This window comes from Nocardia brasiliensis (assembly GCF_042691675.1).
GTDB lineage: Bacteria > Actinomycetota > Actinomycetes > Mycobacteriales > Mycobacteriaceae > Nocardia > Nocardia brasiliensis_D.
Genome location: NZ_CP170507.1, coordinates 1,881,075 through 1,895,005 on the forward strand (window position 1 = coordinate 1,881,075; position 13,931 = coordinate 1,895,005).

A 13,931-nucleotide genomic window follows, 5' to 3' on the forward strand; every position below is an offset into this window, starting at 1 on the left:
CGCCTATGACGATCCTCGGTATCGGCCTGGACTTGGTGACCATCTCCGAGTTCGCCGAACAGCTCGAACGTGCCGGAACCACCATGCTCCGGGAGAGTTTCACCGCGGGCGAGCGGCGCTACTGTCAGAGCAAGGGGACCGATCCGGCGCGTAGCTACGCGGCACGGTGGGCGGCGAAAGAGGCGGTGCTCAAGGCATGGGCATCGTCTCGCTTCGCCCGCCGCCCCCAGATCGGTGACAATCCGTACCCGCTGATCGAGGTGGTCAACGACGCGTGGGGCCGGCCGAGCATCAAGCTGCACGGCCTGGCCGCCGAATTCCTGCCCCGCGCACGGGTTCACCTCTCGCTGACGCACGACGGCGATACGGCGGCCGCCATGGTGGTGCTGGAGGACCCCGGTGAGCTAGCGGACCTGATCGAGGGCCGCGAAGGACAAGGCTGACCGGTCACTCCCGGTGCGCGCGTTGCAGCCGCCTGCGCTGCAACGCCCACCACGCTTCGAGGGCGCGATCGGGATCGGCCAGATCGATCCCGATCAACTCTTGGAAGCGGCGCAACCGGTAGCGCACCGTATTGGTGTGCAACCGCATCTCGCGGGCCGTCTGATCGACCCGCATGCCATTGCTCAAATAATGCTCGGCCGTGTCGAGTAGCGCTGTGGCACTGTCATTTTCGCCGAGCGGCGTGATGTAGCGGCGGACCATTTCCTCGCCGACCTCACTATCGGCGAGCACGGCGGGCAACAGTCCGAGATCGGCCAGATCGTGTACGCCGGTGAGTTCGAAGGCATCGGCGGTCGCCATCGCCCGGGTGGCGCGCCGGAACGACGGCTCCATCCGGTCCAGCCGCGCGGCCGGGCCGATCCCCACCGCGGTCCCGATGTCCCCGGTGGGGGTGCACGCCACGATGCCCGCGATGTCCCCGTCGATCACCGCGAGCAGGCTGCGCGGCCGATCGCCGGTCGGCGGCTCGAGCAGCCGCACCAGCCGGTCGGCGGGCACCGCGGACCTGGGGCGGGCCCGGATCGCCCGGTATTCGCGGTCGGAGTCCACGCCGTACCGCTCCACCTGGATGCGGATCTCGCCGGGGCCGAGGGTGCCGAACAGGATCCCGCGGACCAGGTCGGCGCGGCGTTGCTGATCGTGGCGGGCCAGGTCGAATTCGGCATCCAGGTGACCGCGCGCCATCGCGAGAATCGCGGCATCGGTGAGCGCGACCAGTTCGTTGGTCAGCTCGAGCAGCCGCCGGTCGCTGATGCCGAGGCGACGGCCCGCGTCGACGACCTCGTCCAGCACCATCCGGACCGCGAGTCGCCAGCCGCGGAACATCTCGGTCACCGGAACCCCTTGGCGGCCACGGGCTTCCCCGTGCCCGGTGAACACGGCGAGCTCGCGCTCGGTGAGCTCCCGCCCCTCCGACGCCGTCCGGATCAGCTGTTCGATGGTGCGGACGGCGTCCGGCAGTAATAGCGCCGGATCCAGCCGCGCGTACGCGGGGATCTCGGCGCGCATTCGTTCGATCGCCGACGCCGTCAGCTCGGCGGCACGAGCGGATATCTGCGCGTAGAGCGCGGGCAGGCCCGCAGGCGGGTAACTGGCCATGATCGTCGAAGCATAAACCCCCACCTTTGGACTCAGCGACAAAGAGGCGCCCAGAACTTCGACTATCGCTCCATAGTCATCCGGCATAGCGCTGCGTAATCCTGAAGTTCAGGCAATGTGGCCTGGCTGTGCGGTTGGACAATCAGACAACGGTGTGGCTGGAACGCGCTACGCCGAGACAGTTCGAAGCACGCTGTAGGACCCTAGGAGTTGGCCGATGACCGGATGGAATCGCATCGAACGAGGCGACGGCCGTCCACTGGTTCTGCTGCACGGCGGTGGCGCGTCCGCCCGCTGCTGGCTTCCGGTCCTCGACCGGCTGAGTGCGCGGCACCGCGTGATCGCGCTGGACTTTCCCGGCTTCGGGCACACGCCCGCGCCGGCGTCCGACGTCCATCTCGACGTGAACTGGATCGTCGACGAACTGGCCGTCGAACTGCGGCGGCTCGGCATAGACGGCCCGGTCGACCTGGTCGGCAACTCCATGGGCGGTTTGATCGGCTTGGCAGCGACCAAGCGCGGCATGGCGAGCTCATTCGTGGGTCTGGCGCCGGTCGCGTTGTGGCACAAGGAGATGCCGCTGCCGTTGCGGATGCAGTTCCAGGTCGGACTCGCCGCGGCGATGCTCACCCGGACCGCCGCGCACGGTGTCGTCGGCCGGACTCGTGCGGTCGGCCTGTGGTTTCCGGTGGGTCATCCAAGCCGGATGACGGCCGAGGAGGCCGTCGAATTCGTGCGGGATTTCGACCGGTCCGCGCCGACTTTGCGGCGCGCGCTGCGCATTGCGAAGAAGCTGCGGTTCGAGGGCGGGCAATCGATCACCGTGCCGGTGACCATCGCGTTCGGCACGCTGGATCGGATGCTGCCGCCGAGCACCAGCCAGGTGCGCGATCAACTACCCGCGCACACCAAGTGGGTCACGCTGCCCGGCTGTGGTCATGTGCCCATGTGGGACGACCCGGAGCTGGTCGCGACCACCATCCTCGACGGAATCTCGCAACGATCAGCCGACGAGCGCACCGCCTGAACATTGAATCACCGAGCGTTGAATCACCGGGCGCTCGGCTGAATTCTCCGGCCGTCAGCGCCCGCTTGCCGAGCGCGACTCCTTTTCCGCGACCAGCAAATACGCGACCATCAGTCGTTTGAGTTCGGACACGGCCTCGGCGTTGCTCTGCTCGTCCTGGACGGAGAAGTTCAGCATCGAATAGACGACGTGCACCAGCACCTCGGCCATCATGGTGCGCCGTGCCCGCGGGGTCCGTGGCGTCAGCGGCCGCAGCATCTGCGAGACGACCTCGGCGAACTCCTTCTCGTGAATCGCGCCGGTCGCCCGGGTCGAGGGGGTGGATTGCATGGCAAGCCACACCTCGCGCCGGGACGGGTCGGTCATCCACAGATTCGCCAGGTGGTCGACGAACTGGTTCATGTGCCGCAGCCAGTCCAGCGACGGGATCTCACCGTGGAAATCGGCGAGCTCCTGCGAAACGGCAACGAGGTCTTGTCGATTCAGTTCGCAGACGATGACGTACTTGTTGGCGAAGAATTGATACAGCGTGCCGATCGGTACCTCGGCCCGCGCCGCCACCTCTTCACAGGTGAACGATTCGAATCCGACCTCTACGAGCAGTTCTCGGGACGCCTGCAAGAGGGCGTCGAACTTGCGTTTGCTGCGTTCCTGCGTCGGCCGTCGCCGCGGCATGAGCTCCTGTGGGTCGTCCTGCAGCTCCAACGCAGGGTCCAGACGTTGCTTCGACCTGGTCTCCGCGCGTACTTCCACGTATCCAGGCTAACGGTACGGACACGCGCACGACACGCGCACGGCTTCTGCGTGTTCGTGTTCTGTCCGATTTCACTACCCATCCGTAACGAATGTGGCGTCGAACACATACCGAGCGCGCGTGGCTTCGGACGCGCGAACGGACCAGGAAGGCGCGATCAGTGGTAGCTCGATCAGTGGTAACTCTCGGCGTTTCCACCGAACGTGGCGCCGTGCACGCGGTAGCTTTCGCCGATACCGGCGCCCGGCTACCCGAGCGCGTGCTGCTGCATCGGGTGAAACGGACGGTCGGTGACAGCAAGGCGGATTTGGCGGAAGCGGTCGAGACGGCGATGGACGACCTCGCCGCCGAACTCGGCCGGGACCAGGAGATCGCGGGCGCCGCGGTCACCTACCGGGATGCCGCCGAGCGGCGCGCCATCGTCACCCGCCTGGCGTCCGGACGGTGGCACACGGCCTCGCTCGTTTCGTCCAAGTCGGCCCACCTCAGTGTGGCCGGGATGATGACCTGGCTCGACGAATTCGACGACCTACTGGTCTGCGAGGTGGTGCCCGGGTATCAGGCATTCACGCTGATCGACGGCGACCGCCGCCGCATTCTCGCCTCGATGAGTCAGGCGGGCGGCACGACGGCGGAGTCGATGGGCGCCGCGGTGACGGCGGCTTGGGATCAGTTCGAGGCCGCGGCGGTCCGGCCGGACGCGGTGGTGCTGATCGGCTCGGCGGCGGGCAAACCCGCGGTCGTCGCGGCCGTGGACGGCTTCGGCGCGCCGGTGATCCCCTGCAAGACCGCGGCTGCCGCCTCGGCGGCCGGGGCGGCGCTGTACGCGATGGCCGACATCGACGGCCTCGGTGAGACCGAGGAACGGGTGCGTCGGGTGCGTGGCGGGGCCGCGGTGTTCGCGGCGGCCAGCGTGCTCGCGGGCGGGTTGGTGGTGGGCGGGGTCTACGTGGCGGGTGGTTCGTCGCGCGTCGCTCCTGGCGCGATCGTCAAGGACGCGCACGTCACCGCGGAGTCCAAGGTCGTCCGTAATGACGCCGCGGCCGCGGGCAAGCCGACCGAGGTTCGGGTCGAGACCGATTCGCACGCTGCCGACGGCCCGGTGGTGGACCGGGTGGTTCCGGTCGCTGTTCCGGTGGACGACATTTCGGTCGTCACGATCGATCCCGTCATATCGACTCCGCAGTACTCGGTCCAGCGGTGGGGTAGTGGTCCGCAGGAGCGGCCGGAGGCATTGGTACCCACCGAGCCGGCACACGAGGCCGAGGCGGGGGCCGCGGCACCGCCGCTGACGTCGGGATCGGGTGTCCCGGCAGCCACCAACAAGGTCGGTGCCCCGAATGCGGCGCTGCTCTTCCCCGGGGAGAAGCCGCCGCCCGCGGCCTTCACCCCCGAGTCCTACCACTGGTGGGACAACCACTTCCGGATGATGGTGCAGTGGGCGGCGCAGCAGATCATGCCCACCTGAACGGAACACCCCGATGATGAACAGGGTCCGGCGCCCGTGTGACACCGGACCTTTCATCGTGGGCTCAGCGTGCGGTGCGGCGCCGGAACAGGGCACCCGCGGCGAGATACCCCACCAGCGCGATCCCGGCGCACCACAGCACCGCCAGCAACGCGCTGTTCCCGATCGGCGTGCCCATCAGCAGACCGCGCATGGTCTCGATCACCGGAGTGACCGGCTGGTTCTCGGCGAACCAGTGCAGCGCGGTCGGCATCGACTGCGGTGGCACGAACGCGCTGCTCACGTAGGGCAAGAACATGAAGAAGAAGCTGAATCCGTTGGCGGCCTCGGGATTCTTCGCGAGCAGTCCGAAGGCGGCCGCGAGCCAGGACAGCGCGAGCACGAACATCGCGATGATGCCGTAGGCGGCGAGCCAGCGCAGCGGGTCGCCGGTCGGCCGGAAACCGACCGCGACGGCCACCAGGATCACCAGGGTGGTGGTGATCAGGTTGCGCAGCACACTTTCCACCACATGCCCGGTCAGCACCGACGAGCGGGCAATGGCCATGGTGCGGAATCGATCGATGATGCCGTTGGACAGGTCCGTCGAGAGGCTCACCGCCGTTGTCGCCGAACCGAATCCGGCGCACAGCAGAATGATGCCGGGCACGACGTAGTCGATATAGGCGCCGCCGACGTTCATCGCGCCGCCGAACACGTAGGTGAACATCAGCAAGATCATGATCGGCAACGCGACGGTCATGATCATCGTGTCCGGACTGCGCAGGGTATGGCGGAGATTGCGGCCCAGCATGGTGGCCGAGTCCTGTGCGGCGAGCCGCGTGCTCATGATGGTCACAGTGCTGCCGCCTGCTGCGTGGTCGGATGCCCGGTGAGTGCGAAGAACACGTCATCGAGGTCCGGGGTGTGGATGGCGAGTTGGTCGATGGTGATCGCCTGATCGTCGAACTGATCCAGCAATCGTTTGAGGTCGCCGACACTGCCGTCCGACGCAACCTGCAGCTCCAACTGCTCGGCGTCGACCTCCGCGCCGGGAACAGCCAGGGCCGCCGCGGCCAGCGCCTGCTGGTCGGCGAATCGCAGTTGGATATGGCCGCCGGGCGCGAGCTGCTTCAAGTCACCTGGCGTACCCGCGGCGACGATCCTGCCGTTGTGCAGCACCGCGATCTGATCGGCGAGCTGATCGGCCTCCTCCAGGTACTGCGTGGTGAGGAAGATCGTCACACCACTGGCCACCAGGTTCCGGATCACCTGCCAGAGTTCGCGGCGGCTGCGCGGATCGAGTCCGGTGGTCGGTTCGTCGAGGAAGATGATGCGTGGCTCGCCCATCAGGCTCATCGCCAGATCGAGCCGTCGGCGCATGCCGCCGGAGTAGGTCGCGACCCGGGCTTCGGCGGCGTCGGTGAGTTCGAATCGGTCCAGCAGATCGGCGGTTCGGCGGGCGATCTCCGGCTTGTCCAGATGCAGTAGGCGACCCATCAGCCGCAGGTTCTCCGCTCCGGTCAGCACGTCGTCTACCGCGGAGTATTGGCCGGTGACGCCGATGAGGCGGCGCACGGTGTCGGGTTCGTGCGCGAGATCGTGCCCGGCGATCCGGATCTCGCCGCTGTCGGCGTCGGTCAACGTGGCCAGGATGCGCACCATGGTCGTCTTGCCCGCCCCATTCGGGCCGAGTAGCGAAAAGACCGTTCCCGCTGCGACTTCCAGGTCGATGCCGGCCAGCACCGGCCGATCGCCGAAGGCTTTCGTCAACCCGCTGATACTGACGGCGGGAGTGGATGGGACTGTCATCGGGTTCCTCGAATCAAAACTGTGTATGGCCTAAACTTTGTTTAGACGGTACACAGTTTCTGGCGCGAGGGGCAAGAGGGTATCGAGAAGAAGGGTTCGACACTGATGGAAACGCCGGACAGCGGCGCTGAGGCGCTGGCCAAGTCCTTCGCAGTGCTGTGGGGGATGGACGAGCCGGGAACTCGCGGGCCGAAGCGCGGATTGAGTCTCGATCAGGTCGTCGACGCGGCGATCGAGGTGGCCGATGCCGAAGGGCCCGCAGCGCTGTCGATGAGCCGGGTCGCCAAGCAACTCGGCTTCACCACCATGTCGCTCTACCGGTACGTGGACAGTAAGGACACGCTGCTCGCCCTGGTGTCGGACCGGGTGCTCGGGCTGCCGCCGGAGCTACCGGTCGGCGTCGACTGGCGGACCGGGATCGAGGCGTGGGCCTGGGCGGTGGCCGCGGCGATCAAGCGGCACCCGTGGTTCCTGGAACTGCCCTTGGCCACGCCACCGGTGGGGCCGTGCAACATGGCCTGGTTGGACGCCGGGCTGGCGATGTTCGCGGAAACGCCCATCCCCGAGTCGACCAAACTGCAACTCGTGATGAACGTTTCGCTCTACCTGTTCGGGCGGATGCGGGTGGCCCGGGAGATGCCGACCGGCGACGAGAACGACGAGTACCCGACCCTGTTGAGCCGGGTACTCGATCCGCAGCGCTTCCCGGCGCTGACGCGCGCACTCGCCGGACGGGCCTTCGACGAGACCGAAGCGGACTGGGAGGACGTCGATGTGCGGTTCGGGCTGGATCGGCTGCTGGACGGATACGAACAGTTCATCCGCTCGTACGAGCAGCGGTCCTAGACCGAGAGGTCACGGCGCAGCTTGGCGACGTGGCCGGTGGCGCGCACGTTGTACTGGGCGACCGCGATCTTGCCTTGCTCATCCACCAGGAAGGTGGAGCGGATGACCCCGGTGACGGTCTTGCCGTACATGGTCTTCTCACCGAAGGCGCCCCAGGCGGTGAGCACCTTCTTGTCCGGATCCGACAGTAGCGGGAAGGTCAGCTGCTCGGCGTCGCGGAACTTGGCCAGCTTCGCGGGCTTGTCCGGCGAGATGCCGAGGACATCGATGCCCGCACCGTCGAGGTCGGCGAGGTTGTCGCGGAAATCGCAGGCCTCTTTGGTGCAACCCGGGGTGCTGGCGGCCGGGTAGAAGTAGACGATCACCTTGCGGCCGCGATAGTCGGCGAGCGACACGTCCTTGCCGTCGGCGTCGGGCAGCGTGAAATCGGGGGCGGTATCGCCGGGGGAGAGTCGTTGGTTGTCGGTCACGTCCTGCACGGTAACCGAAGGCTCGGACGCGGCGCCGCCGGACGGAACGACACTGTATGGACCGACAGGCCGACCCCGCGCACAGCCCCGGAGCACTGTAAGGACCGACAGAACACCGCGCGCCCGGGGACCAGCTCGCGTGGACCGATAGACTCGTCCGGGAGCTGAGGGTGACCCCGCGAAGGCCGAGGACGCACCGCGATTCGAGCCCTGGCGCGGCACATCAAACACAGGAGGCCTGAACGTGGCGAAGGATACCGAGCGGATCGAGCAGGAGATCGAGGCCGCGCGCACGCGGCTGGCGAGCACGCTCGACGAACTCGCGGTGCGCGCGGATCCGCAGCGGATCGCGAGCGACAGCAAGCAGATCGTGCTGCGGAAGCTGAACGAGCCCAAGGTGAAGTACAGCCTGATCGGCGCGGCCGCCCTGGTTCTCGGGCTGGTGCTGCTCAAGATCTTCCGCTGACTCGCCGCACGGCCGGACCGAGCCGAAAAAGCAGAACACCCGGTGTGCATGTCACACCGGGTGTTCTGGTTACACGGGTATCAGACCGTGGGGCAGGCGAACCCGTCGCCGTCCGGGTCCAGGTGCGGGCCGTAGCCCGGTTCTCCACGAAAGAGGGGAGCCCGGTTGGCCCGCTTGGCCTCTTCGCAGTTGGCGAACGCGCCGCCTGCGGAACCGGTCTGCGACAGACCGGCGGAACCGGTTGCGGCCGAGCCGGTGTCGACGGCGGACGAGCCGGTTCCTGAGGAACCGGAAGGAGGCTGGGCCAGCGCGGTCGGCGCCGCAAGGAGGGTCAGTCCCGCGACGGCAGCGCTGAGGGTGAGCCGGCGAACGTTCATGTATTCCTCTAGATAGTTGCTGCGGTGGAAAGGCGCCCGACCGGACGCCGCATCCACTGTTGTGACGGCTCGCCCTCTTGTCAACCGCATCGCCGCAGAACTAGGGCATTAGGGGATGCCCAAAACGGTCTCGATCACTCGCCGAAGCGATGGCCCGCCGAGGGCTCGGCGGGGATGCTTCCCATGCGTCCTGCCTGGTAGTCGTCTATTGCCTGGATGATTTCGGCGCGAGTATTCATGACGAAGGACCCGTAGCCGACCGTGCCACCGCCCGACAGTACGTAGGCCATCGCCGTGAACTGTTGCGGCCATGGCGTTTCCAGCTGTACGCCGGGGCTGATCGAGGCGTGCGCTTAGGCGATCGGCGGGTAGGTCGAGACGGGACCCTCGAAACCGCCGATCGCACCTGCGATGAGCCGGACCAGCGCGCCACCGTCGTGCGAGCTGGTGATGGCGGGCATCGAAACCTCCTGGAAGGGATTTGGTGTCCATGTCAACAAAACGTGGTTAGACTTCATTTCCATGGAGTGGCTGAGTGATGAGGAGCAGGCGACGTGGTCGGCCTACATTCGGCTGCGGCAGCGGCTGGATGCGGCGCTTGCCGCGGGATTGACCAGGGACGGGCTGTCCCCGGCGGACTATGAGTTGATGGTCGCGCTGTCGGCGGCGTCGGGTGACTGCCTGCGGGCGAAGGATCTGGCGGCGGAGGTGTGCTGGGAGAAGAGCCGGTTGTCCAAGCACCTGGCTCGGATGGCCGCGCGGGGGCTGGTCGACCGGCAGCCGGTGGCGGAGGATGCGCGGGGCGTGCTGGTCCAGTTGACGGCGGAGGGGCGCAGGCTGCTCGAACGCGCCGCGCCGAACCACGTGCAGCTGGTTCGGGGGGTGTTCATCGATTGCGTCACCCCCGCCGAGGCGGAGGCCATTCGGTCGCTAGCGGACAAAGTTGTTGTCGCAGTGGAGGAAACGCGCTCGGCCCTTGGTGCTTGACCTGTGAACGCTGTCCCAGCAAGGACTGCTATCGCGGGGTCTTCACTGAGTAGTGCTGGGCGCGTTGGGTGGGGTTCCCAACTTTCTCTTCCGCGGCGTTGGTTGTGGAGGTGGCGGTTCCAGCGGGGGGACTGACTGTGGTGCTGTTCTCGCGCTTGTATTCGGGGCAAGTGGGCGTCAGGTGGTGGCGGGGGCGCGTCGGAGTTGGTCTCACAGAGGCTTCGTACGGTTCACAGGAGGTACAGACCCTGTGAAGAGTGTGGACGGTCTGTGAGATCAAATGTGTGCGGCGGGTTGGGGTGCGAGGTGGTCCTAGGTGTGCGTGCGGAACAGTCGGTGCCACCAGCGGGTGGGAGCGGCGTCGGCACGATCGGGTGGCGGGGCAGTGGTCGTGGCTGCCGTCGCGGGTGCTCGGCTCGGTCGACGCTCCGCGCGCCACTGCGCGACGATCTCCTCGGTATCGACCGGCGCGACCCGAACGTACGGCCCGTGCGGCAGGCGCAACCACTCGACGATGCGCTTGTTGAGCTCGCGCACCGTTTCCCGGACGGCCTGTTCGGAACTCAGTTCGCGCACGGTGGCCGGTAGTCGCTCGATATCGCGGCGTAGCAGCAGTGACGGCGGCAGCAGTGCGTCGCCGCTGGCCCCTTCTTTTCGGAGGTAGCCCTTCAGCCACCAGTTCTCGTCATTGTTGCCGTGCGGGATCGGTTTGCCCGCTCCGGGCAAATTCTCGAATTCACCGCGTTCGGTCGCCTCGCGGATCTGCTTGTCGATCCACGATTCGAAGTCCAGATTCGACGGTTTGCGCTCGGTCATCGCGTCACCTTTGACGGCGGGTGCATACCACCAGTCTATCGAGCGCCGTCGGCGTGCTCGCCGAAGCTGCTGTCCGGCAAGAGGTTCGGCGTTACGACCACGGGGTGATCGGCGGCTTCACCCACATCAGCTTCTCGTCGGTGTGCGTGCGCCGCGCCGCGGGATGATCCGGATGCCGTGCGGCCCACTCGTCTTTCTCGGCCAGTAGATCCGCGACCGTCACCCAGGTTTCCTCGGTGCTCGGCGGGTTCGTGTCGGCTGCCCTGGCGAGTTTGCGCCGCACGGTCGCGGGCATCGCCAGCAACTCCGGTCCGGTGATGCCCAGGTGCCAGACATAGCTCGCGAGGCGCCGGGCCTTCTCGGCGCGGCTCTTGGCCGCCGCATCGCTGTGCGCGTAATCGGTCATCGCGGGAGTCCAAAAGGGTCGGGTGGTGAACGACCCTAGTCGGAAGCGGGGGTGTACGCGACGACGCCTCCCCGCGGCCGGGCGGGGAGGCGTCGTCGGTGCGTGGGTCAGTACGCGCTGTTGACGTTGTCCATCGAGCCGTAGTTGTGTGCGGCGTAGTTGCACGCGGCGGCGATGTTGGCGACCGGGTCGTAGATGTCCCAGGAGGTGCCCTCGACGTGGTATGCGCGGAAGGTCGGATCGATCACCTGGAGCAGGCCCTTGGACGGGATGCCCGCGGCGGCGTTGGAGTCCCACAGATTGATCGCCTGCGGGTTACCGGTCGACTCGCGCATGATGTTGCGGAAGATGCCCTCGTAGCTGCCGGGGATGTTGTTGGCCTGCAGGATGTCGAGGGCCTGGCGGATCCAGCCGTCGAGGTTGTCCGGGTAGACCGGGGCAGGGGCGGGCATGGGCGCCGGGATCGGTTCGGGCGCGGGCGCGGGGGTGGGCAGCGGCGCGGGCATGGGTGCGGGCGCGGCCACCGGTGCGGCGGTCTCGTGCTGGTCGGCGACCATGGCGATGCGAGACGGGACGCTGTCGTCGGCCACCGATACCGCGGAGGACGCGGCAACGGCGACGACGCCTGCGGCGGCGATCGCGAAGGTCACGCCCTCGCGGAGCGTCGAGCGGCGGAGCGGGAAAAGGCGTCTGTCAGGCATTACGAAATCGGTTCCTTCGTCGGGGGACAGCTTTCGATCCGGGCGCGCGGCAGCGCGGATCCGAGGCGGTGCGCGGTGGGCGCTCGCCTGGTACGGGTAGATGTGCTGTTGTGAGGTTTTGTTGTGGGGGACGCTTTGGTCCCCGGAACGCGACCTTCAGTGGTGCGGTGCCGGGGCGCTCACTGCGAGCCCGGCCGCGATGTCGCGCGGGACTCCGCATCCTCGATGCGGAGAGATAGGCGCTGCCTCGACTCAGCGAGGCTCGCCCATTCGGCGGAAGGTTAGGTTCGCGGGTCCGTTGCCGGATCCCGATCCGCCGACCGTGGCGGGAACAATGCCTGCCATTGCGGTCGTTTTCCGAATGTGGGTGAACAACTCCTCGGTGTAACCAAACTCCAGGTCGCTTTATGACCTGATTGCAGAATGGTCACAGTGGGTTAACGTGAGGTGAACGAGTGCTGAATGAGAGGTGCTGGTGATCTTGTAACAGCACCCTGGTCGTTGCCGAACCGTTACCTATGCAGGGAGTTTGCTGCTAAACCCAATGTGCGACACGTCACAGAAATATTCGGCTGACCAGCCGGATTTCTCCTGTCGCAACGGGGTGTTGGTCCGAGTTGGGACTCGTGATACTCCGTGAAATCGGCCGCAAGATTTCGCTCGGGAGAGTCCGATCCATGGTGTCCGCGGGACCGAATACAGGGAGCAGCTAGCCGCAGACGCCCCGCCGCCGGGGAGACAGGGAACCTCCGGACATGAACCGAAACAGCCTGGTGTGTCGTACGGGCGTCCTTGCCACCGGGACCGTTGTCGCGGTGCTGCCGTCACTCGGGGTGGCGACCATGACGCTCGGCACCATGGCCGCGGTGGATTTGCCCGAAGGCGCCGGACGCGACATCGCGGTTCGGCAATACCAGGTCATCCCGATCGAAACCGTCTCGGACTTCTGCGCGGGCCACAACAAAGGCGACGGTTACTACGCCCATCCGCATGACAAAGCCGTCTTCTACCGATGCATAGATTCCGGAAACCAACGCGTAGCCACATATCAGTTTCGTTGTCCCGATAAAGCCTGGTACGACGCGGAGCGGTTGGTATGCGTCGCCCGTCTTCCCCGGTGAGGACGACGGTGGCCCCCTGAGGCGGGCGTTAGGGTGGCCCTCTCCCGGCCTCCCTACGACCTGGCTGGGTGCCGCAGAATGCCTCGCATGATGCGATACCGACTTTTCGGCCGAACCGGACTGCGCGTGTCCGAACTCGTGCTCGGCACCATGACGCTCGACGACGCCGCCGAGTACAAGCGGGTGCTGGATACTTTCGCCGACGCCGGCGGCAACTTCCTCGACACCGCCTCGGCCTACGGTTCGAGCGAGGAACTGCTCGGTGCGGTGCTGGACCGTCGCGACCGGTTCGTCATCGGCACCAAGTACACGTTGACCCGGGATGCGGCCGACCCGAACGCGGCGGGCAACCATCGCAAGAACCTGGTGCTGTCGCTCGAGCAGAGCCTGCGACGGCTGCGCACCGACTACATCGATGTCTACTGGGTGCACGTGTGGGATCGGCTCACCCCGATCGAGGAAACCCTCCGCGCGCTCGACGACGCGGTCCGCGCTGGCAAGGTGCTGCACATCGGCATCTCCGACGCACCCGCGTGGGTGGTCGCGCAAGCGAATACCCTTGCCCAGTACCGTAATTGGACGCCGTTCGCGGGCTTGCAGGTACCCTACAACCTGCTCCAGCGGGATATCGAGCGAGAACTGCTGCCGATGGCCGAGGCGTTCGGGATGAGCGTCACGACCTGGGCGCCGCTGGCGCAGGGCGTGCTGTCCGGTGTCGCGGGACGCCGCTCCGATCCGGCCGAGCGCACCGAACGCGAGCAAGCCGCAGCCGCCGCCGTCGGCCGAGTCGCGGCCGAGTTGGGCGTCCCCGCGGCTCAGGTGGCGATCGCGTGGACGCGGCACCGTTCGTCCGCCGTGCTACCGATCATCGGCGTGAGTAGCGCCGACCAACTCGCCGCAAACCTGGCCGCAGTCGAGTTGGTGCTGCCGGCGGACGCCGTACACACCCTGGAGTCGGCCGTCCCCTTCGAACTCGGATTCCCCGGCGATTTCATCGCCGAATGCGACGAGTCCCCGTTCGTCTACGGCGATGCCGCGACCAGGGTCGGCCCGATCACCCGGTGAGTGTTTCCACTTGGGCCACAAGCGGTCGCGCGGC

Annotated in this window: 18 protein-coding genes; 8 read left to right on the plus strand and 10 right to left on the minus strand. The window is 66.9% G+C overall.

What is annotated here, in order from left to right; translation table 11 throughout:
• The first annotated feature begins 5 nt into the window (after nucleotides 1-5).
• The gene (locus ACFK0J_RS08700; RefSeq protein WP_378738236.1) at nucleotides 6-443 is read left to right on the plus strand and encodes a holo-ACP synthase; all 438 of its coding nucleotides are present in this window, start codon (nucleotides 6-8) and stop codon (nucleotides 441-443) included.
• 4 nt (nucleotides 444-447) lie between these two features.
• On the opposite strand, the gene ACFK0J_RS08705 is transcribed toward ACFK0J_RS08700, so the two are convergent.
• A complete protein-coding gene (locus ACFK0J_RS08705) occupies nucleotides 448-1,602 on the minus strand; it encodes a PucR family transcriptional regulator (RefSeq protein WP_378738237.1) in 1,155 nt (384 codons plus the stop codon).
• A 217-nt stretch (nucleotides 1,603-1,819) separates the two neighbouring features.
• Here ACFK0J_RS08705 and ACFK0J_RS08710 point away from each other — a divergent pair, with 217 nt between their 5' ends.
• Entirely contained in the window at nucleotides 1,820-2,629 is an 810-nt protein-coding gene (locus ACFK0J_RS08710; protein ID WP_378738240.1) for an alpha/beta fold hydrolase, read from the plus strand.
• A gap of 54 nt (nucleotides 2,630-2,683) precedes the next feature.
• Here the strand turns inward: ACFK0J_RS08710 and ACFK0J_RS08715 are convergent, their stop codons facing one another.
• Nucleotides 2,684-3,304 (minus strand): TetR/AcrR family transcriptional regulator, encoded by a 621-nt coding sequence (locus tag ACFK0J_RS08715; protein ID WP_246634704.1) that lies wholly within the window; start codon nucleotides 3,302-3,304, stop codon nucleotides 2,684-2,686.
• A 239-nt stretch (nucleotides 3,305-3,543) separates the two neighbouring features.
• Between ACFK0J_RS08715 and ACFK0J_RS08720 the strand changes: the two genes are divergently transcribed.
• Nucleotides 3,544-4,851, plus strand: a complete 1,308-nt coding sequence (locus ACFK0J_RS08720) for a hypothetical protein (protein WP_378738242.1) — start codon at nucleotides 3,544-3,546, stop codon at nucleotides 4,849-4,851.
• A gap of 64 nt (nucleotides 4,852-4,915) precedes the next feature.
• Here ACFK0J_RS08720 and ACFK0J_RS08725 read toward each other — a convergent pair whose 3' ends face one another.
• Both ACFK0J_RS08725 and ACFK0J_RS08730 read right to left on the minus strand, forming a co-directional pair.
• Entirely contained in the window at nucleotides 4,916-5,680 is a 765-nt protein-coding gene (locus tag ACFK0J_RS08725; protein ID WP_378738244.1) for an ABC transporter permease, read from the minus strand.
• Nucleotides 5,681-5,685: 5 nt separating this feature from the next.
• Complete coding sequence (locus tag ACFK0J_RS08730) at nucleotides 5,686-6,642, minus strand: ATP-binding cassette domain-containing protein (RefSeq protein ID WP_378738246.1); 957 nt, start codon at nucleotides 6,640-6,642, stop codon at nucleotides 5,686-5,688.
• 105 nt (nucleotides 6,643-6,747) lie between these two features.
• On the opposite strand from ACFK0J_RS08730, the gene ACFK0J_RS08735 reads away from it, so the two are divergent.
• Nucleotides 6,748-7,488: a TetR/AcrR family transcriptional regulator gene (locus tag ACFK0J_RS08735; protein ID WP_378738248.1), complete on the plus strand. Its 741-nt coding sequence runs from the start codon at nucleotides 6,748-6,750 to the stop codon at nucleotides 7,486-7,488.
• Here the strand turns inward: ACFK0J_RS08735 and bcp are convergent.
• Nucleotides 7,485-7,958: a thioredoxin-dependent thiol peroxidase gene (bcp, locus tag ACFK0J_RS08740; protein ID WP_378738250.1), complete on the minus strand. Its 474-nt coding sequence runs from the start codon at nucleotides 7,956-7,958 to the stop codon at nucleotides 7,485-7,487. The genes ACFK0J_RS08735 and bcp overlap by 4 nt on opposite strands.
• A gap of 244 nt (nucleotides 7,959-8,202) precedes the next feature.
• Between bcp and ACFK0J_RS08745 the strand changes: the two genes are divergently transcribed.
• A complete protein-coding gene (locus ACFK0J_RS08745; protein ID WP_378738252.1) occupies nucleotides 8,203-8,424 on the plus strand; it encodes a DUF3618 domain-containing protein in 222 nt (73 codons plus the stop codon).
• A gap of 80 nt (nucleotides 8,425-8,504) precedes the next feature.
• Here the strand turns inward: ACFK0J_RS08745 and ACFK0J_RS08750 are convergent, their stop codons facing one another.
• A complete protein-coding gene (locus ACFK0J_RS08750; protein ID WP_218474888.1) occupies nucleotides 8,505-8,801 on the minus strand; it encodes an excalibur calcium-binding domain-containing protein in 297 nt (98 codons plus the stop codon).
• Nucleotides 8,802-8,935: 134 nt separating this feature from the next.
• The gene (locus tag ACFK0J_RS08755; protein WP_378738255.1) at nucleotides 8,936-9,091 is read right to left on the minus strand and encodes a pirin-like C-terminal cupin domain-containing protein; all 156 of its coding nucleotides are present in this window, start codon (nucleotides 9,089-9,091) and stop codon (nucleotides 8,936-8,938) included.
• Nucleotides 9,092-9,323: 232 nt separating this feature from the next.
• On the opposite strand from ACFK0J_RS08755, the gene ACFK0J_RS08760 reads away from it, so the two are divergent.
• A complete protein-coding gene (locus tag ACFK0J_RS08760) occupies nucleotides 9,324-9,788 on the plus strand; it encodes a MarR family winged helix-turn-helix transcriptional regulator (RefSeq protein ID WP_378738257.1) in 465 nt (154 codons plus the stop codon).
• Between the two features lie 312 nt (nucleotides 9,789-10,100).
• Here the strand turns inward: ACFK0J_RS08760 and ACFK0J_RS08765 are convergent, their stop codons facing one another.
• The 3 genes from ACFK0J_RS08765 to ACFK0J_RS08775 form a co-directional block, all read right to left on the minus strand.
• Nucleotides 10,101-10,604, minus strand: coding sequence for a DUF1992 domain-containing protein (locus tag ACFK0J_RS08765; protein ID WP_378738259.1), 504 nt, complete (start codon nucleotides 10,602-10,604; stop codon nucleotides 10,101-10,103).
• Between the two features lie 91 nt (nucleotides 10,605-10,695).
• Nucleotides 10,696-11,010: a hypothetical protein gene (locus ACFK0J_RS08770; protein WP_378738261.1), complete on the minus strand. Its 315-nt coding sequence runs from the start codon at nucleotides 11,008-11,010 to the stop codon at nucleotides 10,696-10,698.
• Nucleotides 11,011-11,117: 107 nt separating this feature from the next.
• Nucleotides 11,118-11,711: a transglycosylase SLT domain-containing protein gene (locus ACFK0J_RS08775; protein WP_378738263.1), complete on the minus strand. Its 594-nt coding sequence runs from the start codon at nucleotides 11,709-11,711 to the stop codon at nucleotides 11,118-11,120.
• 755 nt (nucleotides 11,712-12,466) lie between these two features.
• Between ACFK0J_RS08775 and ACFK0J_RS08780 the strand changes: the two genes are divergently transcribed.
• Both ACFK0J_RS08780 and ACFK0J_RS08785 read left to right on the plus strand, forming a co-directional pair.
• Entirely contained in the window at nucleotides 12,467-12,832 is a 366-nt protein-coding gene (locus ACFK0J_RS08780) for a chitin binding peritrophin-A domain-containing protein (RefSeq protein WP_378738265.1), read from the plus strand.
• Nucleotides 12,833-12,919: 87 nt separating this feature from the next.
• Nucleotides 12,920-13,897, plus strand: a complete 978-nt coding sequence (locus tag ACFK0J_RS08785; protein ID WP_378738267.1) for an aldo/keto reductase — start codon at nucleotides 12,920-12,922, stop codon at nucleotides 13,895-13,897.
• Nucleotides 13,898-13,931 lie beyond the last annotated feature (34 nt).